Source organism: Paraburkholderia denitrificans (assembly GCF_042655705.1).
GTDB lineage: Bacteria > Pseudomonadota > Gammaproteobacteria > Burkholderiales > Burkholderiaceae > Paraburkholderia > Paraburkholderia denitrificans.
Genome location: NZ_JBHSMP010000007.1, coordinates 226564 through 244421, shown reverse-complemented (window position 1 = coordinate 244421; position 17858 = coordinate 226564). Strand labels below are relative to the sequence as shown.

The 17858-nt window shown below is 62.6% G+C and carries 22 protein-coding genes; 7 read left to right on the top strand and 15 right to left on the bottom strand.

What is annotated here, in order from left to right; genetic code table 11:
• Window positions 1-123 precede the first annotated feature (123 nt).
• Window positions 124-432, top strand: a complete 309-nt coding sequence (locus ACFPTO_RS04435; RefSeq protein WP_377709975.1) for an HU family DNA-binding protein — start codon at window positions 124-126, stop codon at window positions 430-432.
• Between the two features lie 21 nt (window positions 433-453).
• Here ACFPTO_RS04435 and ACFPTO_RS04430 read toward each other — a convergent pair whose 3' ends face one another.
• The 13 genes from ACFPTO_RS04430 to ACFPTO_RS04370 all read right to left on the bottom strand — a co-directional run bounded on the left by ACFPTO_RS04430 (window position 454) and on the right by ACFPTO_RS04370 (window position 12743).
• The gene (locus ACFPTO_RS04430; protein ID WP_377709747.1) at window positions 454-1578 is read right to left on the bottom strand and encodes a carbon-nitrogen hydrolase family protein; all 1125 of its coding nucleotides are present in this window, start codon (window positions 1576-1578) and stop codon (window positions 454-456) included.
• Window positions 1579-1951: 373 nt separating this feature from the next.
• Window positions 1952-2305 carry a DUF3085 domain-containing protein gene (locus ACFPTO_RS04425; protein WP_377709746.1) on the bottom strand — a complete coding sequence of 118 codons (354 nt, stop codon included), beginning with the start codon at window positions 2303-2305 and terminating at the stop codon, window positions 1952-1954.
• Window positions 2306-2431: 126 nt separating this feature from the next.
• Window positions 2432-4747, bottom strand: coding sequence for an SNF2-related protein (locus ACFPTO_RS04420; RefSeq protein ID WP_377709744.1), 2316 nt, complete (start codon window positions 4745-4747; stop codon window positions 2432-2434).
• Between the two features lie 108 nt (window positions 4748-4855).
• Complete coding sequence (locus ACFPTO_RS04415) at window positions 4856-5539, bottom strand: hypothetical protein (RefSeq protein WP_377709743.1); 684 nt, start codon at window positions 5537-5539, stop codon at window positions 4856-4858.
• Window positions 5540-5651: 112 nt separating this feature from the next.
• Window positions 5652-6263: a hypothetical protein gene (locus tag ACFPTO_RS04410; protein ID WP_377709741.1), complete on the bottom strand. Its 612-nt coding sequence runs from the start codon at window positions 6261-6263 to the stop codon at window positions 5652-5654.
• A gap of 290 nt (window positions 6264-6553) precedes the next feature.
• Window positions 6554-7006 carry a hypothetical protein gene (locus ACFPTO_RS04405; protein WP_377709740.1) on the bottom strand — a complete coding sequence of 151 codons (453 nt, stop codon included), beginning with the start codon at window positions 7004-7006 and terminating at the stop codon, window positions 6554-6556.
• A 72-nt stretch (window positions 7007-7078) separates the two neighbouring features.
• Window positions 7079-8185: a DUF6094 domain-containing protein gene (locus ACFPTO_RS04400; RefSeq protein WP_377709738.1), complete on the bottom strand. Its 1107-nt coding sequence runs from the start codon at window positions 8183-8185 to the stop codon at window positions 7079-7081.
• Between the two features lie 75 nt (window positions 8186-8260).
• The gene (locus ACFPTO_RS04395) at window positions 8261-8821 is read right to left on the bottom strand and encodes a DUF3275 family protein (RefSeq protein ID WP_377709737.1); all 561 of its coding nucleotides are present in this window, start codon (window positions 8819-8821) and stop codon (window positions 8261-8263) included.
• 306 nt (window positions 8822-9127) lie between these two features.
• On the bottom strand, window positions 9128-9664 hold the full coding sequence (locus ACFPTO_RS04390) for a hypothetical protein (protein WP_377709735.1): 537 nt from the start codon (window positions 9662-9664) through the stop codon (window positions 9128-9130).
• A 120-nt stretch (window positions 9665-9784) separates the two neighbouring features.
• On the bottom strand, window positions 9785-10327 hold the full coding sequence (locus ACFPTO_RS04385) for a hypothetical protein (RefSeq protein ID WP_377709734.1): 543 nt from the start codon (window positions 10325-10327) through the stop codon (window positions 9785-9787).
• Between the two features lie 75 nt (window positions 10328-10402).
• Window positions 10403-10822: an antirestriction protein gene (locus ACFPTO_RS04380; RefSeq protein ID WP_377709733.1), complete on the bottom strand. Its 420-nt coding sequence runs from the start codon at window positions 10820-10822 to the stop codon at window positions 10403-10405.
• A gap of 588 nt (window positions 10823-11410) precedes the next feature.
• Window positions 11411-12085 (bottom strand): DUF3577 domain-containing protein, encoded by a 675-nt coding sequence (locus ACFPTO_RS04375; protein WP_377709731.1) that lies wholly within the window; start codon window positions 12083-12085, stop codon window positions 11411-11413.
• A gap of 346 nt (window positions 12086-12431) precedes the next feature.
• Window positions 12432-12743: a helix-turn-helix domain-containing protein gene (locus ACFPTO_RS04370; RefSeq protein ID WP_377709729.1), complete on the bottom strand. Its 312-nt coding sequence runs from the start codon at window positions 12741-12743 to the stop codon at window positions 12432-12434.
• A gap of 89 nt (window positions 12744-12832) precedes the next feature.
• On the opposite strand from ACFPTO_RS04370, the gene ACFPTO_RS04365 reads away from it, so the two are divergent.
• The 4 genes from ACFPTO_RS04365 to ACFPTO_RS04350 all read left to right on the top strand — a co-directional run bounded on the left by ACFPTO_RS04365 (window position 12833) and on the right by ACFPTO_RS04350 (window position 14447).
• Window positions 12833-13252 carry an ACT domain-containing protein gene (locus tag ACFPTO_RS04365; RefSeq protein ID WP_377709728.1) on the top strand — a complete coding sequence of 140 codons (420 nt, stop codon included), beginning with the start codon at window positions 12833-12835 and terminating at the stop codon, window positions 13250-13252.
• Window positions 13253-13486: 234 nt separating this feature from the next.
• Window positions 13487-13729, top strand: a complete 243-nt coding sequence (locus ACFPTO_RS04360; protein ID WP_377709974.1) for a type II toxin-antitoxin system ParD family antitoxin — start codon at window positions 13487-13489, stop codon at window positions 13727-13729.
• Window positions 13726-14028, top strand: a complete 303-nt coding sequence (locus ACFPTO_RS04355) for a type II toxin-antitoxin system RelE/ParE family toxin (RefSeq protein ID WP_377709726.1) — start codon at window positions 13726-13728, stop codon at window positions 14026-14028. Before ACFPTO_RS04360 ends, ACFPTO_RS04355 begins: the two co-directional genes overlap by 4 nt.
• Before the next feature lie 86 nt (window positions 14029-14114).
• Window positions 14115-14447 carry a hypothetical protein gene (locus tag ACFPTO_RS04350; RefSeq protein WP_377709724.1) on the top strand — a complete coding sequence of 111 codons (333 nt, stop codon included), beginning with the start codon at window positions 14115-14117 and terminating at the stop codon, window positions 14445-14447.
• A 75-nt stretch (window positions 14448-14522) separates the two neighbouring features.
• Here ACFPTO_RS04350 and ACFPTO_RS04345 read toward each other — a convergent pair whose 3' ends face one another.
• A complete protein-coding gene (locus ACFPTO_RS04345) occupies window positions 14523-15482 on the bottom strand; it encodes a LysR family transcriptional regulator (RefSeq protein ID WP_377709723.1) in 960 nt (319 codons plus the stop codon).
• A gap of 103 nt (window positions 15483-15585) precedes the next feature.
• Here ACFPTO_RS04345 and ACFPTO_RS04340 point away from each other — a divergent pair, with 103 nt between their 5' ends.
• On the top strand, window positions 15586-15918 hold the full coding sequence (locus tag ACFPTO_RS04340) for a carboxymuconolactone decarboxylase family protein (RefSeq protein ID WP_377709721.1): 333 nt from the start codon (window positions 15586-15588) through the stop codon (window positions 15916-15918).
• An 8-nt stretch (window positions 15919-15926) separates the two neighbouring features.
• Complete coding sequence (locus tag ACFPTO_RS04335; RefSeq protein WP_377709719.1) at window positions 15927-16340, top strand: (R)-mandelonitrile lyase; 414 nt, start codon at window positions 15927-15929, stop codon at window positions 16338-16340.
• 647 nt (window positions 16341-16987) lie between these two features.
• Here ACFPTO_RS04335 and ACFPTO_RS04330 read toward each other — a convergent pair.
• On the bottom strand, window positions 16988-17839 hold the full coding sequence (locus ACFPTO_RS04330; protein WP_377709717.1) for an aldo/keto reductase: 852 nt from the start codon (window positions 17837-17839) through the stop codon (window positions 16988-16990).
• Window positions 17840-17858: the final 19 nt, after the last annotated feature.

Sequence of the window (17858 nt, the reverse complement as noted above, 5' to 3'; positions counted from 1 at the left end):
TCGCTTTTCTCGCGTTGTCCATGTACGGGGCTTGCGCAGCCCGTGTGCTTCGCGGTACGGTACGCGCTTGCTGAGGGCCGTTGCCGTTCAGGTAACCGTTTGTGGGAAACCGGGCGGCCATTTATTCATCGACAGAGGAAACAGGACATGAACAAGCAGGAACTCATTGATGCCGTCGCGTCGTCGACCGGTGCGAGCAAGGCCATCACGGGTGAGGCAGTCGATGCTGTTATCGGCGCGATCACGAACGCGGTCGTCAAGGGCGACACCGTCCAGCTGGTCGGCTTTGGTTCGTTCAGTCAGGGCAGCCGCGCTGCCCGTACGGGCCGCAATCCGGCCACCGGCGAAGAGATCAGCATCGCTGCCGCAAAGACGGTGAAGTTTACCGCGGGCAAGGCGTTCAAGGATGCCGTCAACGGCGCCCGCAAATAAGCGTTCCGTTTGGCGGGTTGTTCACCGGTTGGTGGCACGCAAAAGCGGCGCGCCTGCCAGACGCGCGACCGACGCGATACCCTGCCGCTGGATCCCCGCGAGTGCCAGGTCCGCGTCGAACCAGCCGTTCGACTGGCTGATCACGACATCGGGCCTGTCCAGCAGCGTGCGCCAGTGCGGCCACCACAGCAGATCCTCGTAGCAGAGCGATATCGCAGCCCGCCGGCCGGCGATTGTCAGCCAGGGCTCGCCGATATCACCCCTGACTGCGCTGGTCTGCCCGCCCGGTCGCCACAGCGCGACCGGCACGGGTTGCCGGCTGTCCACCCGGCCGCGGCCCGCGCCCGTGACGAAGGCGCTGTCGGTGTACCGCAACGGTGTCGTGCTCGCGCCGATATCCATGCCAATCACGAGCGTCTGTCCCGCCGCACGCATGCGTTCGATATCGGGACGCCACCATAACGCCAAGGCGGGGCGCCACAGACCGGCTATCTCTTCGGGCAGGATCACCACCCGGGCACCGTCTTCGAACGCACCCTGAACGATGGTCCGTAGTTGCAGGGTCCGTGTGTAGAGCGACGGATAGCTGGACTGGTCAAAGCGGCCGAGTGCCGTGTTCAAGGCAATCCATCGGGTGGGCGCGGCTGGTGTCACCCACTGCCACTGGGCGCACAGGGACAGCGCCGCGAGCGCCGAGCAGGCGAGCCATACGCTGGGGCCGAATTGCAGCATGGTCATGGCGCATAGCGCGGCCATGCCAAGGGCCATCCCCGCGAGCCGCCATCCCGGATACAGTGCGCTCGCGATATGGAGCGGTGACAGCCATCCGATGATGCCGATGGGCGGAATGGTGACAACCAGTGCGGCCAGCGCCGTACGCCACGCACGGCTCGTTGTTGATGTTGCGAGGCCGGGTTTCAGCATCGTCCACGGAAGCGCCAGCACGATGGCCTGCAGAAGCCAGAAACCGAGACCGAGTGCAAACCCAACTCGTGGTGTGAGTTCATGGTATCCCGCGAAGAACCGTTCGCAGACGACCGGAATGTCACGGGCGCCGGCGAGATAGTAGCTCGCCCAGATCAGGAAGCCAGCCAGGCGTCCACGCAATCGCGACCAGACAGCGGGTAGTGCCAGCAGCGCAACCATGTGATGCCCCGGATACCAGGCCAGGAGTGCGACCACGATTCCAGCAGCGGTTGCGGGAAGGCAATGCCGGAACGATGTTACGGCTTGCCGTACATCTGCGGCTCGAAGCGATAACGGGATGTTCTGCATGACAGTCAGCACGCGGCGTGAAAATGAGGCGACGGGATGGTGTCGCGGTTTCGAATCGCGCTGCTGGTTGGCCGGATCACATTGCATGATCGTAGGCATCCGTAATTGTTATGGTATGCGATCTATCTTAGGATATTCGACGCCATGCGGGGCGCACGCGGCACGCAGAAAAAAGAATTCCCCTGTCTCTCGCGAGAACAGGGGCAGCGTGGGGGGGCTTCACGGATAACAGCGGAGATGCTCGCTATGCGACCGTCCGGACGGCATTCAGAAAGAGGTGGCTGGCGTCAGCCCGGATTTCCAGATTCCATCCATCGTTGACGATGCGGTCAAAGACAGCATCATCCGGATCGAGATGTTCGACGAAGTCGTCACCGCCAAACTCCGCACGGGCACGATCCCACCATTCGTCAAACGGCACCGTGTCGGGATTGCATCCGACGGCATACGCGATCGGCCGCGGCTGGCCATTGGCCGGCGCGTCACTTTTTTCCGACAGCATGTACACGCCCTGGTCCTTGACGAGGACAACGGGGCAGGCGTGAGAACGCGCCTCGATGAGTACCACACGCAGCTCGGCAGCGTTGAAAAGAACCATGATGACCTCCAGCAGTTTGGGGAGAAACGAAGCGGGCTGTGCGGCCCGCGTGTAGAAGAAGGCGTACCCGAATTTAGTGACGTATGCAGGTATGCCAAGGGCGACGGAAGAACCTTGTGCTGCCAGCTATTCCTGATTCACGAGCTGGCGGGCGAGGGCGACCTCGATGCTTTCACCGCCCTGGTTGAGGATGTCGAGACCGGATTCCGGCATGTCGCCGGAGGTCGACTGCGAGACGGCGATTTTCTGTGCCATCAATTTCAGGCAACGCATCTGTGCCGTACCCTCGTATCCGAGGAAGCGCACCGTCACGTCGAGGGTCTGGCCAATGCGCCAGCTTCGACGCGCAGCCTGTTGCAGGGTGTAGACGTTGTAACCGGACTGGAGAAACGCGATGGTCGGGAATTCGAGCAGGTCGAGCCCGGTCTTGACCAGTTCCGGGTTCGTGATGATGACTTCTGCACCACGCTCCAGCTGGTCGGCGACCCAGTCCTCGCGTTTTTCTGCGGGAACGCTCGCGCGAAGCACCGATGCCCTGACGCCGACCGCATCGAGCAGATTCTTCAGCCGTACCGACGTGTCGCGTGTGCCGGTATAGGTCGTGTACACCAGCGTGCGCCGGCGGTTCAGCAGTTCGCCGCGGACGAGGCGAAGCAGTTCGGCTTCCTTCGGACTGGGTTGATCGTCACGCAGCAGGGCAGGCACGCTGGCGAGAATCCGCTTCGTGCGTGGATGTCGCACCAGCTCCGGACGGAAACAGCATTCCGGCCAGGCGAGCAGCGCGTTGAGCACCACGCCAAGCAGGCTTTTGTCTCCGCAACGCAGTGCGGCACGCAGTTCCGATGTGAGTGTCGATTCGAGCGTTCGATAGGCGGCTGCCATGTCGTCGGACAGCGCGACGGGCAGCAGCGATTCGTCGTAGGGCGGCAGGACGTTCTGGCCGATCTGCGAGAGCTTCAGGAAGGCCGTGTAGGGCACGACGTACCGCATGATGCCCTTGGGGCCGAAGCCCGGACCCTTGACCGTCGAGACGCTCTTGCGATCGCCCTTCGCCGTACGGTGCGAACCTTCATCCACCTGCTTGTGGATATCGATGAGCACGCCATGCTCACGCATGAAGGCCATCGTTGCCGCGGCCATCGAGCCGTTGCCGTTGTAGTTGAATCCGTCCTCGATCAGCATCGAAGGATTCAGACGATAAAGAAGATGGTAGAGATCGTCCGCATAGCCGCCCATCAGCGTACCGGTGAGCAGCAGGGTCCGCGATGCCTTGCGGGCAAGTACGCCCATTGCCTGGCCCTGGGCGGAGTTTTCGTTCTTGTATTCATGGCCTTCGTCGGCGATGAGCAGACCGAAGTAGCCCCGGGGCAAATAGCGCTTCACGAATTCGGACGCCTGATAGCCACCCTGGCCGAACGAGATTTCCGTGTGGGCCAGCGCGCGTTCCATGCGTCTGGCCTGCCGGTCGGAGAAGACGAGCTCGCCGCTGTCGTCCATCAGGTTGATGAACTCGAACACGTTATCCTGAAGCATGTCAGCAAGCATCGATTCGCCGAAACGGAAGAGCAGACGTTCGGCAGTTTTCTCGCCGACGGTGGGCATCTGCAGCAATGCGCCCTTGACGAGCTCGCGCATCGATCGTGTCCCCTGGCCTTTGGGCGCCAGGGTCCACAGCCGCTCGCCGCAACTGCACGCACGGCGTTTTTCGTTGAGCGCGGCGCGGGCCAGGGTCGGCGTCAGCGGATTGCCGTCTTCATCGCCCACGAACTCGCCGCACGACGGGCAGCAGGCAAAGACACGCGTGATCGCATCGGTTTCCATGTCGAGCGTGGCGACGCGCCGTGCGAAGGCCGGCTTCCAGTCAAATCCCATGCGCATCCGCACGCGACCGAGGATGAAGAACTCCGGGACTGCGGGCTTCGAGCGCATCACACGCAGTTGCAGGAGCTTGCGCAGCGTGTCCGGCCCGTTGAGGATCCAGACGCGTGCGCCGGGCACCGTGGCTTTGATTTCACGCCGCCATTTGTAGACGAGGTGGGGAGGCGCGATGACGAGCGTGCGCGGAAAACCGCAGTGATGAAGCAGGAGGGCGACGCCGATGCCCATCAGTGTCTTGCCGGTTCCCATCTCGGCGTTGATGACACCGCCCGGGGCGTGCTGTGTGAGCAGCGTCGTGACCGCATGTATGACCTCGCGCTGTGCCGGGAATGGCTGGCGTGAGAGGCCGTCGAGCAGGACATCCCAGTGAGCCGGGCGTTGACCGTCGTAGATGGACGGATTCTGCCGACGTACGGTGTCGAGCAGGCCTGCGCCGAAATTGGAGATAAAGTCCGGCAATGCAATGATGGAAGCTTCGCCGGGTGATGCTTCACAGTCTGATACCGTATCGCCCGTATCATCGGGGATGCCGGCCGGTTGGAGTGTTGCCTGAAGGGTTTCCATGAAAGACCTCACAAGAAGAGTCGCGCGGATACACCGCCCCGCGGGGGACGGTGTCTTCTCGCGCGGGTTGAGAAAGAAAAGAAGGGCGTAGACCCAATCAGGGGGTACCTAGTCAGGATTGCTACTGGTTTCGTGAAGCAATGCGGTGAGCTGCAAGGTGAGCGTTTCGCGCGCAGCGTCGTCGCTGATGCCGGCGAGCGTTTTCCTTACCATCGTTGCGAGCGTGGCGGTGGCACGGTCCAGATCGCGGGCAACCAGCGCCTCGCGAAGGTCACGTCCGAATTCGACCGGTTCGCGGCTGTTGCCATAGTGGATGACCTCGCGGATGATGTACGCACCGTCACCGCCGAACTCGAAAAGCTGGGGCTTGCTGCTGTGCCAGCAACCTTCGAACTGGATGGCGCGCAGCCCGTGCCCGTCGTCGAGGCAGAGTGCGATCATGAAGAGCGCTTCGAGACTGGCGTCGTCTTCGGACGGCAAGGTGTCGGCCCGGAGATCTGGTCCATTCTCGTTGCCGACGCCGAAATGACCAGCCAGCAGCCGGAGCAGGACGTCAATCGAGACGTCATCGTCCTCCGGACAGGGCAGGTCAAGTTGTGCGGCGAGATCCATCAGCCCGTTGCAGACGTCGCTCCACGTCGGATCGTTGGTTTCCGACAGGCGGGCGATGTAGGCCCGCCCGTTGCCGGGCCAGTCGGGGTCGAGCAGGAAGGCACCGAACAGTGCGTTGATGACAGGGGTGACGTGATCGAGCACGAGGACGCCCGTGCCGTCGTAGTAGTTGTTGGCCATGATGTGCTCCAGAAGGCGCGGGCAGCGTGCCCCCTGGCGGGACACGTACGTCCCGCAGGTAGGTGAAAAAAGAGGCGAGCCGGCTATCCGGCCGGGATCCGGCTCGCACCGGTCAGTTGAGCCGGAGGGAGCCGTCGCGAACCCAGCCGGAAATTGCTTCGCTGAACGCGTCGGGCAGGACAATCCTCGATGCATGAATGCGCCCGATCGGCGCGTGGGGTGTCTGGTCGAGGGTGTTCACCAGTTGATCCCTGAGCATGCCGAGGACAGGGGCGCGCCAGTGCGGCAGCAGCGGCAGCGGACTGAGCTGTTCGATCAGCAACCAGGTGCGCGCTTCGAGCGACCCGATGTCGTGTGCCTGGGTTTCACGGTCGACGAGCAGCCAGGCGGAGCCTGCTGCCTTTGACGGGTTGAGAAGCGATTCATCGTAGATCCACGTATGGACGAGGTTGCCGAACAGGTTGTCCTTCGGCAGACGACCGCTGTACTTGTCGAGCCGGCGTGGATCACCGATGGGGACCGCTGCCAGCGGCTGGCTGGTGTCGGGATCGAGCAGCGTAATCTGGCGGATGCCGCCCTCCTGGATACCGAGGTGCAGCGATGCGTACAGTTGCTGGACGGCGCCATCACGACCGAACACGGAAATGAAGACGAGTTCGCCATCGGGGGCACGTACGCAGGCGTCGACGAAGATGTCCTGCAGTTCCTTGACGGGATACAGCATGGAATGCTCCCAGATAAATGTCCGGGGCACCCACCGGGTACGGGCCCGGACGGGTTGAAGGAAATTCCGGCGCTTCCCGGAGGAAGCCGCAGCCGCGCAGACGAAGGCGCCGGAATAAGCTGCAGCGATACTGCGGAAGGTGTCGCGTAACGGGCGACGACGGGTCGGCTGCCGGCAGACCAGCGGGTAACGCTGTGGCGGCGGGAACCGCTTTCCCCGAACGTCGGTCGGGACGTGCCGGGAAAGCGCCCCGGCAGGGCGCGCAAGGCATTGAGATGAGGGTCGGCCAGTCAGCAAGCCCGTAGTGTTTCCAGCAATGCGCGGAGATCGCGCGCCTGCCCGACCGTGAGCGTCATCGTCAGCAGGGCTTCGGGATGCCATGATCCGGTCATGGTCGCGAGCGGCAGCCGGCTCTCGATGAGGCGAGCCAGCGCAAGCAGACGCGGTGCAGCGTTCCGCAGTTTTGCGGCGAGCACGGATTCATGCGCTGGTGGCCAGGTCGCAACGGGCGTGGCATCGAACTGCACGGTCTGTCCGTCGATTTCCTCATCGTTGTCGTAGAGGAGCGGTCTGTCGGGCGTGTCATCCCAGAGCGTGCCAGCGTCAAATGCTGCGTGCGCAATGGCGCGGGCGGCGCCAGTGTTTGCTGCCCGGATGCCGACGACGATGCGGTGAGTCAGGTCGAGGCTGTAGCCCACCATGAAGGCGGGAAGCGGCTCCTGAGTGTGATGTGTATCAGGCATGGTGCGTGTCCTGTCAGGGCGGAACCCACCCCTGCGGGGCGAGGCCCCGCGGGGTCGAAGAAGTCATCCGCGTCAGCGGATCGTGACAATGCGGCCAAGATTCGGGCCGGGTGTGAAGTCGATGCCCGCGATCGTCGGAACGAACCGGTCTCGCATCAGGATCGTTGTCCGGATGTCGCCCCTGTCGGTTTCCTCGATCTGGACTTCCTGTTCCTTCTGCTTGATGGTGTCGCCGCGTATGAGCAGGCGGGTGCCGTCGGCGCCTGTGACTACGCCGGTGATCTGTCCGGCGGCCAGTGCGAGCGCGAGATGCCAGTCAGACAGGTCGCGCAGTGGCCGGCGTGGTGCGACGGCCTTCGAGGCGAACAGGGTGGCAAACTGCGGCCAGAGCGTCGCGCCCTGCAGGCGTTCCAGTTCGCGCTCGAGCTGCGGTGCGTCGATCCGGGTGGACATGAAGGCGTGGTCGCCCGCCGTCGAAGGAATGCAGTACCGGTCTGCTGTCCAGTGCTCAGGCAGCTCCGGCGGCAACTCGCCTTCGGTGATGCGGGCGAGACGGGCAGCCAGTGCGCTGTCGACACCATCAGCGCGTCGTTTGACGCCGAAGAGGACAAGCTGTTTGAACGTCTGGTCGGGCGCGAGGAACACCGCGACGTGGGCGAAGTTGCGGGCGATCATGGTCGCGAATTCGCGATCCATGACGTAATGCGGCACGATCAGCACGAGCACGCCATCGAATGCGAGCCACGGCACCGTCTTCATATAGAAGAGCTTCTCGAGGCGATTCGGCTGACGCTCACCCGTCTGTGCCTTGTCCGATACCACGTCGCCGTAGGGCGGATTGAGAAACAGCAGGCCCATGCTGCGCGCGGTGATGAACATGTCGTGGACGTCGGTGTGCGCTACGGTGTCCAGCACGTCCTTCGCATGCCATGCACGCTCACGGTCATACTCGACGCCGAATGCCCGCAGCGTGTCAGGTGTGGTCGCCTGCATCACGAATGCGTTCTTCAGGTCGTGCAGCGCGGCGCCTTCGCCGCAGCACGGATCAAGCAGCCGCGCGGGACGGTCGGGGTCGGCCAGCGCAAGGGCGGGAATGATCCGTCCAAGCGTGACGGCGTCGGTGGGAAAATAGCCGTTCTTCACGAAATTTCTGGCGAGGCGGGGAAAGATCAGGGCCATATGAAACTCCTTTGGAATGCAGACGGATGGGCGTGCCGACGGATCAAACATCCCGGCACGCCCGTGATCGGAAAATCAGGCCTTCATCCAGGTCTGCGTGGACGCCTGGAATGCGTAGCCGAATGCGCGAAGCTGGTCGCGCTGCTGACGGAACACGCCGCGCTCGACAGTGGGGTCGAGCTTCACGGGCTCGCCGGCGACGATCTGGTCGGCCAGTTCTGTGCCGAACAGGTCGGGCAGATACAGTTCGCCCGAGTCGGTACCCGCCTGAGCAGAGACTGAGGCTTCATCAGCAGGTGCATGAGCAACTACACCCGGTGCGCGTTCCTCATCGGCCGGATCCGGTTCAGTGGAGGCGGGCGCCTGTCCCATTTCGCTGAACGGCTCGTCGTTGTCGAGCTGCACATCGGCGAGCCTCGCGCGGATCTCGACGGTGACCTTGCCGTACCACACGTAGCTATGCGGATAGATCTTGTCGATCAGAAAGGTGCCGGTGTAGGCGCCTGGCTCGAACTGCTCGAGGACCTTGTCCTTGACCTTGAACTCGCCGACGGATGTCGTGAGCTCGCCAACCTGGAACGGGCCGTTGCTGCCCTTGATGGTGCGCACGTCGAGCGTGCCGGAAAGGGAAATCATGATGCCTCCACGAAGTGAGGCGGGGCGTCCCTGGCGGGCATGGCGTCCCGCCGGTTGGGAAAGATGAGGTGAGGATGAATTCCGTCTGTCCGCCTGTCGGTATCGATGGCGGGCAGGCAGCGCGCAGACAGGGGCGCCGGAAGGCAGCTGCAGATGTCGCCTGACGTAGCGACGCACGGATCTGCATCGGGCAGATCAGCAGGAACGGATCATTCCACGCAAACGCCTCTCGCGGGCGCGCCTGGAATGACGCCTGGCACGTGAGCCAGGCGGCGCGCTCCGAATGATCGGAACGGTTGGAATGAGTTACGAAGCGGGCTGCGTGGCGGCTTCATCCGCGCGCCGCTGCGCAGTGATGTGACGGAAGAGCCGTGGCGGAAACCGGAAGAGCCGGCCGCCGCTTTCGACGATCCAGGTGCGGTGCCGCCGGCTGACCACGACGGCTTCGCTGATCGACAGTCCACTGAGCGTCAGGATGTCGCCGGGTACGAGTGCGCGCGAGCGTGCTGCGTGCCAGGCGCGGACCTGCTCGCGCCATTCGGGCGAAGCGGGTGGAACCATGTCAAGGTAGACCAGGGGGCACGAGTAATAGAACGGGTGCATTTCCTCGCACATGTCCTTGTAACCCCAGCCCGCACAGCTTTTATCCCACGCGAGCAGATCGCAGCCGATGTAGCGCATCGGCGTCTCATCCGGCCGGGCGATTTCCCACACGGTCCAGAGCACGTTGCCGCTGGTGCAGTGACGCAGACAACGGCGTGTCGTACCGCTGTGTTCTTCGTAACGGGTCAGACGTTCGATCAGTTGCGAACGGGTCTGTCCATGACCAAAAAGCCATCCCATGATGCACCTCATCAAGTGAAGCGGGGCATCATTCCCGTGCGGGGTCGATGCCTCGCTGGGAACGCACCGTGTAGCCGGTGCAGAGGAAGGAGAGAAGCTGCGACAGCGCTAGAACCGCCGTCACACCCGTTGCTGCGAGCGCAGGTCGCGACCCATGACGGTACGGACCGAACTGATGATGAAGATCGTCCAGTCGGCGAAGTAACGGTCGTCGAACACAATCGCGCCGGAACTCAGCCCAAGCTGGACCGGTAGAGTGGCGCTGCCCGTCGGGGCGTGGCCGCCCGGTCCGGCAACGACTTTCATGTCGGGGAAGAACACGCGGCCTTCGAAGGGATCGAGGAACTCGAGTTTCAATTCACGCGCTTCGACCGTATGGCAGTAACGCAGCCGGCCGATCAGCGGGCCGTCGAACCCGGGCGCGAGCGAGGCCGTGAACGGTGCGTCGCGTCCGTTGAAGAGTCCGAGATAGAGGCCGTCGGGGAGGTCGACATTGTGATCGGCGTAGCGCCGCAGGGAGCGGCCGTCGCGGCACGCAAAAACGGGCGGCTGCGAATCGCGGCCCTCATCCGGCCAGATCGCCGTATGGCTCTGTGTGCCAGGTTGGCGAAAGAGGCTCTGCTCGCCGGATGACCGGGAAGCGAGGAGTGCGCAGGTTGGCATGATTGTCTCCGGGAGAATGGCGGAGACGCGCCCCTGCGGGCTGCGTTCCGCGAGGGGGAAAGGAGTGGTGAGACGTCAGTCGATGGCGGCGAAGATCTCGCGTGCCTCAGCGTGAGACGGTACAAAGGCGAGCAGCCGGTGATAGAGATCAGTGAATGTCTCGTCTTCGGTTGACCATGCCATGGCGTTGAGTGCGAAGAGCGTGGCCACGATGCCGGCGGCGTCGCGGCTCATCTCGCCAGCATAGCCGTTGCCACCACAACTGATGTTAAGCGGGCCGTCCCCGCGCGGCGCCATGTAGAACGTGCCGTTGGACAGCTCAACGTAGTCCCAGGATCCGTGGCAATAGGCGTCGCAAAGCGATTCCATGGCGGTGTAGACAGCATTCTCACCGAGGATCATGTGCCTGCCGAAATAGCGCGGCAGGATTTCCATGCGGTGTTCCTCGGGCACGAGGGTGGCCACGATGCGGCGTGTTTCGGTGCTTGAACTCATGACATCCTCCAGAAATGCGGAGGACGACTCCCCCGGCAGGGAAGCGCATTCCCCGCGTGGGTTGGACTAAACGAACGCCATCAGCCGCGGCAATGCAGCTCCGGGACTGACCGGCATGAGAGTGGGATGCGGCGGACCGCGGAGGCTGCCCCGGGAAAGGCGACAGCCAGGCTTTCCGGTCCCGCAAACATATGGCGAGAAAGACAATCCGGACCCGGCGGATTCGCCAGGTGCAGCCGCGCAGACAGAGGCGCCGGACAGGACTGCAAAACGTGTCGCCTCTCGTGACGACGGACGGGCTTGCAACTGGCATGCCGGCAGTGAAATGGTTATCCGTCATTGACTGGCGCGGCGACTCACGGATAACGCCTGGCGGGCAGTGCGCCGCCAGGCTTTTGTCTGGGCCGGTACGATTCGTCCGGCACAAACGGCACGGCGCAATGGGGCCACCGTGGGACCCGGGAGATGAGCCACGGGCCTGCACCCGCTTTCCGGAACGGCTCGTGTAGATCGCTCCGGAAAGCCGGCGGCAAGGGCCGGCGTGAAGACGAATCCCCCGCGCGGAGCGGGGGATGTGCGGGTTGCCGCTTAACGATTGCCGGCAGCAGGTTGGCGGACGTTGCCGCCACCCAGGCGGCGCAGCGGCGGATAGCGGTTGGTGCGCGGTGCGGCGCGTCCGGTTGCCGGGGCGCTTTCGCCAGACTCGTCGCGCTCGCGAGCGTCGACCGGCTCTCCAGCCTCGGGGACATCGTGGTCATCGCGGTGACCTGTCGATGGCTCACGCCCGTTGCGGGGCTCACGGGAGGTATCGGCATCAGCATCGGCACCGGTCCCGGCGTCGTCGCTTTCGTCACGCCAGACTTCCTGGCCGTCCACCTTGATCCAGAAGAGCTTGAGCAGACGCCCCTTGAGCACGGCGCCTGTTTCGCCGGCGCGGTTGCCGGTGCGCTCGAAGGTGCGGATATAGTGATCGCCAGACCGGAAGGCAACGAGCACTTTCACGTCCGGATCGTTGGCTTCTTCCATGACGGAGCGGACTGCCTCCTTTGCCTTTTCGCCGGAGACGATCAGGTCCAGGGGCAGGTAGACAATGCCATTTTCGATGTTCGGATCGCCATGAAACGCCGAGATCGAGCATGCGAGGAAGGGCTTGGCCTTGCTGCGGCCATTGCCACGGGTCGTGACATCGCGGACGCGGGACAGATATCCGAGGCCGCGCAGATGAAGATCGAAATACTTGCGGGATTCGACAGGGTGGTTCATGACGATTCTCCAGAACGAAAAAAGGGGAATCGCCAGTACCCGCATCGGGGAATGACAATTCCCCAGACGGGTCAACGAGAGAGCTTCGGGTCAGAAGACCTGCGGTGATCCAGACGATGGGACGAAGCACAACCGCAAAAGGTGTCGCACGGGCGACGGTACTGCAAAGGATGCTGGACGGGTTCCAGCGGCGACTTCAAACCGGAATCATAGGCGGCCACGCGGAAAAATCAAGGCCACTTCCCCAATGGATAATTCGGAAACCAAATTAATATCATTGCGTTAATCGGTTGCAGGAGCGGGGATACACAAAGCTGGACCAGGATGCCCAGCCATCAACGCAATGTCACGCAGGCTCATCAAAATCGAGCATGGAAGCAGGCGAAATCCCGAGTGTGGAGGCAAGCACACAGATGTTATAGAGAGCGATGTTGCGCTGACCGCGCTCAATGCCGCCAATGTACGACCGGGCCAGGCCACTTTCGAGCGCGAGACGCTCCTGTGACCAGCCGCGCGCCTTGCGAAGTGCAATCAGGCGTTTTCCAAACAGGGCAAGGGGGTCGTACTGCATCGACATCTCGGTCAGGAAGATATCGAAGCCTACGGATTTGACCTGTTTGAGGCCACGCTCTATGATGGCACGCACTATGAGTGACAATTGTACGCGTCAGTCACAATGGCTCGACGACGTTGCCAGGGGCGCCCGCTGGCGTTCCACCTATTGACCTTTGTCCGACAGGAACACCCGTGAGCCAACCGGTTTCGGATCTTGCCTTGCTGCTGGCCTCGATGCAGCCAGAGCTGAACGAAGGTGCCTACGTTTTTTCGACGGTTCAGGCCGATAGTGACGTATCGCGGCTCGCCCCTGTTGCAACGTTTCGTGAGCGCGAGGGGCTGACGGTCATCCTTGATGAGCCAACGGCACTGCGAGAAGGATTACCGGTGCTCTTCAGGGCGGCGTGGATCACGCTGACGGTTCACTCCGATCTTCAGGCGGTCGGACTGACTGCAGCGGTGGCAGAGGTGTTGACGAAGGCGAGTATCAGTTGCAACGTCGTTGCCGCGGCCTTCCACGATCACATCTTTGTACCGGCAGACCGGGCAGCGGACGCGCTCGCCCAGCTCGCCGGACTCCAGGCGCGGGCTGCGCGTGACGCGACGACCTGATACACGGCTGAAAAAAGGGGCTGATGATATCTGCGGAAAAGCCGGGGTTGACCTGCAGGCGCTTTGACGCACGAAAAGCGGCGTTCGTTTCCGACAAAGAGGCGCTTCGTCAGTTTGCACCGGCGATCCGGAAACGGCTCGGGTGCGTTGCCGCATTGGATTGGCAACCTTCGGCAGGCAACTTCGGGCATTGAATACCAGAAACTGGTATTCTTGATGCAGGAGGTGCGCGTCATGAGCAAAAGCACATCGTTCACGCTTGGTGAGCATTTTTCGGAATTCGTCGATGACCGTGTGCGCAGCGGCCGCTACAGCACAGCGAGCGACGTTGTGCGCGCCGGCCTGCGCCTGCTCGAGACCGAAGAAGCCAGGCTGGAGGCGTTGCGAAACGCGCTGATCGAAGGCGAACAATCTGGGCCGTCGCGCCCGTTTGATTTTCGCAGGTACGTCGCGGGCAAGCGGAACAAGGCCGCATGAGAGCGTATGTTCTCTCGCCAGCGGCCGAACGTGACCTTGATGACATCTGGGATTACACGGCCGCGAGATGGGGGGAGGCGCAGGCAGAGCGCTACATCCTGAGCATCGAAAGTGCCGTTGTTGGCCTCGCCGACGGCACCCAACCGAGCCTGTCTGCCCAAGACGTGCGCGAAGGCTACAGAAAAGCGCTGGTTGGAATGCATGTTGTGTTTTTCAGGGAATCCCCGTCGCTGATCGACGTCGTCCGTATTCTTCATCAACAGATGGACATTCCGGGCAGGCTCGGAGACGAAAATTAAGCGCCACCATTCGGACGGACATTCATCCGGCGGTGACCGGAGCAGAGGCGAAACTCGCTGAAGTCATCCGTCGCACGATTGGTGTCATGCAAACGGATATCGCTGGACGCAGTGGAGGCGCTCTCATGTTTTGGCGTTTTTCTGCCAACCACACGCATCTATACCCTGGCTCACTGTTGCGTACCCTCGAAGCGCCCGGCAGCGCACGACTGTCACCGGCCGATGAAATACTGGTGGAGTTCAGCGACGGCATGCTTGTAACCGGGCGTTTGCTGGAAGTGGACGAGAGCACGGCGTTGCTACAGATGCCAGCTTATCGCACGCAGCGCGGAACAATTGTGGAATCCCGGACATGGAGCGTCGTCGCAGCGGATGAACCAGGACTGCTCCGCGTGCAGAAGCGTTTGCTTGTGGCGTGAATCGATACGGAAAGCGTTGCTACCAGTATTGAACGAACCTTGAGCCGCTGCGCATAGCGCGTTCGATGGGCGCATTCACCGTGAAACCGACTTTGACCGGCCGCTGGCATTGCGATCGAGGCCTATGTCATTTTCCCCCGCGCGAGCGCCGATACGCAGCGCATCCACCACGACAGCGAGTGCTTTCGAAAATTCACGGCGGGTCGGATAGAAGATGTGGAGCCCCGGAAAGGTCGGGAACCAGTCTTCGAGCACGTACCTGAGCCGCCCGGCTGTGACGTGGGGCTGCGCGAGGTCGTCGGGAACAAACGCGAGGCCGACGCCGTCGATCGCAGCGTTCAGCATCTGGTACGTGCCATTGAACGTGAGTTGTCCGTCGACACGCACCTGGATTTCTTTCTTTCCTTTTTTCAGCTCCCACGCGTACAGGCCGCCGCGCGTCGGCAGTCGCAGTGTGATGCAGTTGTGCTGGAGCAGGTCCTTGGGTTGCCTCGGAGTTGCGTGTTTGCGAAGATAATCCGGCGAAGCAACGATTGCCAGACGCATATCGGGGCCGATGCGAACCGCGATCATGTCCTTCGCGACCTGGTCGCCCCAGCGCACGCCAATATCGAAACGGTCCGCGACGATGTCGGACAGGCCATAGTCGACGACGAATTCGACCTTGATGTCCGGATAGTCGGGCAGAACGCTGGACAGGCGTGGCCAGAGAGCCGTATCGACAGCATAGTCGGTGGCGGTGATACGAATGGTGCCGGCGGGCTTCTCACGCGTTTCGACCACAGCAGTGAGTTCGGCCTCGATCTCCTCAAGGCGCGGCGTGACGGTTCCCAACAGCCGCTCGCCGGCGGCAGTCGGCGCCACGCTGCGGGTGGTGCGATTGAGAAGCCGGACGCCCATCCGCGCTTCGAGTGCGCGCAGCGTATGGCTCAACGCGCTTTGCGTGACCCCGAGTTTCGCCGCCGCACGGGTGAAGCTGCCCTCCTGGGCGACTGCGATGAAGGCGAGAATATCCGAGATGTTTTCGCGCAGCATTGATGAACCCTGTTCATAAGTCCTAGCTCATTCTAGCGCCTAGTCGACGGCGACGGGCCCCTCCACAATGGCATTGGTTCATGGCCAATGAAGGAGAAGCAGAATGTCCGAAAAGCCCTCAGCCGCGCGCCAGTCGTTCGGCGATCTGGCGCCGAAGCTGGCCGAGCTCAGCGATGAAGTACTGTTCGGCGATGTCTGGGAGCGTCCGCAGTTGTCGAAGCGCGACCGCAGTCTGGTGACCTGCGCTGCGCTCATTGCGCTCGGCAAGACCGAACAGATGAACTTCCATATTCCGCGCGCCATCGAGAACGGTGTGACGCAGGATGAACTCGTCGAACTCACCACGCATCTCGCGTTCTACGCCGGCTGGCCCAATGCAATGTCGACCGTGTCGAAGCTCAGGGAGCTTTTCGTGGTCAGGAAGGCAGACAACTGAGGAGCGTCATGGAATTGAAGAGACCCGGCTCACAGCCGTCGATCAAGGGACCTGCCGAATGGTTTACCGGCACGGTGCGCATCGACCCGCTAAACGCTCCGCCGCCTCCGGCCAGGGTGTCATGCGCAAGCGTGACCTTCGAGCCTGGCGCGCGATCGAACTGGCATACGCATCCGCTTGGTCAAACCTTGCTCGTGACGGCGGGTTGCGGCTGGACGCAGTGCGAAGGCGAATCCATCGTTGAGATCCGCGCTGGCGATGTGATCTGGTGTCCGCCGGGCCACAAGCATTGGCACGGTGCGTCACCGACGACCTCCATGACACACATCGCGATCCAGGAAGCGCTGGACGGCAAGAACGTCGAGTGGCTGGAGCCGGTGACCGACGAGCAATACCTCGCTGGACCGCCGCAGCAATCCTGAAGATATGGCGACCAGGACATAAGGCAGATGATGGTCACTAATGTCGCCCGCAATGGTTTCGGTGGAGCAATGGCCCGGCGCTGGGCGTCACCGCCCGCACTCTGCGTGCGCAGCCCGGAGACGGTCTCGATACGCTCGCGGCCAGGACCGTAGAGCCGGCGACAAACTGCCGTGCAGACGAACGACCGCTCTGCCGACAGCGGCCGGTAGTGGCCGATGCCGGCGAGGCACGGGACTGACAGCATCAGCTTGCCTGGTTGCCTGTGCATGACGCTGGTGCTGAGACCATCGTCACTCCGATGATGAGTGCACTGCGGCCAGGGGTGGCCAGTGGCTTCGCTAACCCGGATGCCGCTTTGCGTGCGTCCGCGAGCATTCGGCCCGCAGAAAGCCTGACCTCGCATCATTCAGCGGCAGGTCGGGCACGCCCAAACATTGCGCCACATTGCGGACGTCAACCGCGATTGCGGTGGCTCGGTCTCCAGTTTCCGCCCGCAATGCGTTCTGCCCGTCGTGTCGGTAAGCGGCAGGACGACGTGAGCCTTGGGCGCCAGCCGTCGCGCGGGGGCTTCTCCGAACCCTGGAGGCCTTCGTGATCGCGGCGACCCTGGCATCATGTCTACACTCATGGGCCGCCCGATAGCCCGTCAAAGGTCGAGCTTTCGTTCACTCATCCACTTCACGATTGCTGGATCGCGATGCGAGAAAAAGCTGCTCTTGCCCGTCTCCAGCGTTGCGACTGCCTGCATGTCGTCTTCGGATAGCTCGAAGTCGAAGACGGCCAGGTTTTCCAGCATCCGCTCGCGGCGCACGGACTTCGCGAGCGCGACGATGCCGCGCTGAACCAGCCATCGCAGTACGACCTGTCCCACGGTCTTGCCGTGGCGCTGCGCAATCGCGACCAGTTGCTCGTTGCCGAACAGGTTGTTCCGTCCTTCGGCGAAGGGCGCCCACGCTTCCGGCTGCACGCCGAGTCCGTTCATGAAATCGACGCTTTCAGCCTGCTGGTGGAAGGGATTGACCTCGATCTGGTTGACGGCCGGCTTCACCTCGTTGAAACACGCGATGTCCATGAGACGATCCGGCTGGAAGTTGCTCAGGCCGATCGCGCGAAGCTTGCCCGCGCGGTAGGCTTCCTCCATCGCCCGCCATGCACCGTGGACGTCCGAGAATGGCTGATGGATCAGGAACAGGTCGAGGTAGTCCAGGCCCAGACGCTTGAGCGACTTGTCGATAGCCACGCGGGCGCGTTCGTAGCCTGCATCCTCCACCCACAGCTTGCTGGTGACGAAAAGCTGGTCGCGGGGTATGCCGCAACGCTTGAGGCCGCGGCCGGTCGCCTCTTCGTTCTTGTACGATGCAGCGGTGTCGATGAGGCGGTAGCCTGCCTGCACCGCATCGACGACGCAGCGTTCGCATTCCGCCTCGTCGGCGATCTGGAAGACGCCGTAGCCGAGGATCGGCATCTTCATTCCGTTGTTCAGTGTTACGTCCTGCATGGTTGATCCTTTGTGTTGA

Bases quoted from the DNA above. Each gene is read 5' to 3' on its own strand.
- ACFPTO_RS04430 (WP_377709747.1), bottom strand. From the start codon at position 1,578: ATGGTTGCGCTGCTGGCACTACCCGCTGTCTGGTCGCGATTGCGTGGA.
- ACFPTO_RS04425 (WP_377709746.1), bottom strand. From the start codon at position 2,305: ATGGTTCTTTTCAACGCTGCCGAGCTGCGTGTGGTACTCATCGAGGCG.
- ACFPTO_RS04420 (WP_377709744.1), bottom strand. From the start codon at position 4,747: ATGGAAACCCTTCAGGCAACACTCCAACCGGCCGGCATCCCCGATGAT.
- ACFPTO_RS04415 (WP_377709743.1), bottom strand. From the start codon at position 5,539: ATGGCCAACAACTACTACGACGGCACGGGCGTCCTCGTGCTCGATCAC.
- ACFPTO_RS04410 (WP_377709741.1), bottom strand. From the start codon at position 6,263: ATGCTGTATCCCGTCAAGGAACTGCAGGACATCTTCGTCGACGCCTGC.
- ACFPTO_RS04405 (WP_377709740.1), bottom strand. From the start codon at position 7,006: ATGCCTGATACACATCACACTCAGGAGCCGCTTCCCGCCTTCATGGTG.
- ACFPTO_RS04400 (WP_377709738.1), bottom strand. From the start codon at position 8,185: ATGGCCCTGATCTTTCCCCGCCTCGCCAGAAATTTCGTGAAGAACGGC.
- ACFPTO_RS04395 (WP_377709737.1), bottom strand. From the start codon at position 8,821: ATGATTTCCCTTTCCGGCACGCTCGACGTGCGCACCATCAAGGGCAGC.
- ACFPTO_RS04390 (WP_377709735.1), bottom strand. From the start codon at position 9,664: ATGGGATGGCTTTTTGGTCATGGACAGACCCGTTCGCAACTGATCGAA.
- ACFPTO_RS04385 (WP_377709734.1), bottom strand. From the start codon at position 10,327: ATGCCAACCTGCGCACTCCTCGCTTCCCGGTCATCCGGCGAGCAGAGC.
- ACFPTO_RS04380 (WP_377709733.1), bottom strand. From the start codon at position 10,822: ATGAGTTCAAGCACCGAAACACGCCGCATCGTGGCCACCCTCGTGCCC.
- ACFPTO_RS04375 (WP_377709731.1), bottom strand. From the start codon at position 12,085: ATGAACCACCCTGTCGAATCCCGCAAGTATTTCGATCTTCATCTGCGC.
- ACFPTO_RS04360 (WP_377709974.1), top strand. From the start codon at position 13,487: ATGAGCAAAAGCACATCGTTCACGCTTGGTGAGCATTTTTCGGAATTC.
- ACFPTO_RS04355 (WP_377709726.1), top strand. From the start codon at position 13,726: ATGAGAGCGTATGTTCTCTCGCCAGCGGCCGAACGTGACCTTGATGAC.
- ACFPTO_RS04350 (WP_377709724.1), top strand. From the start codon at position 14,115: ATGCAAACGGATATCGCTGGACGCAGTGGAGGCGCTCTCATGTTTTGG.
- ACFPTO_RS04345 (WP_377709723.1), bottom strand. From the start codon at position 15,482: ATGCTGCGCGAAAACATCTCGGATATTCTCGCCTTCATCGCAGTCGCC.
- ACFPTO_RS04340 (WP_377709721.1), top strand. From the start codon at position 15,586: ATGTCCGAAAAGCCCTCAGCCGCGCGCCAGTCGTTCGGCGATCTGGCG.
- ACFPTO_RS04335 (WP_377709719.1), top strand. From the start codon at position 15,927: ATGGAATTGAAGAGACCCGGCTCACAGCCGTCGATCAAGGGACCTGCC.
- ACFPTO_RS04330 (WP_377709717.1), bottom strand. From the start codon at position 17,839: ATGCAGGACGTAACACTGAACAACGGAATGAAGATGCCGATCCTCGGC.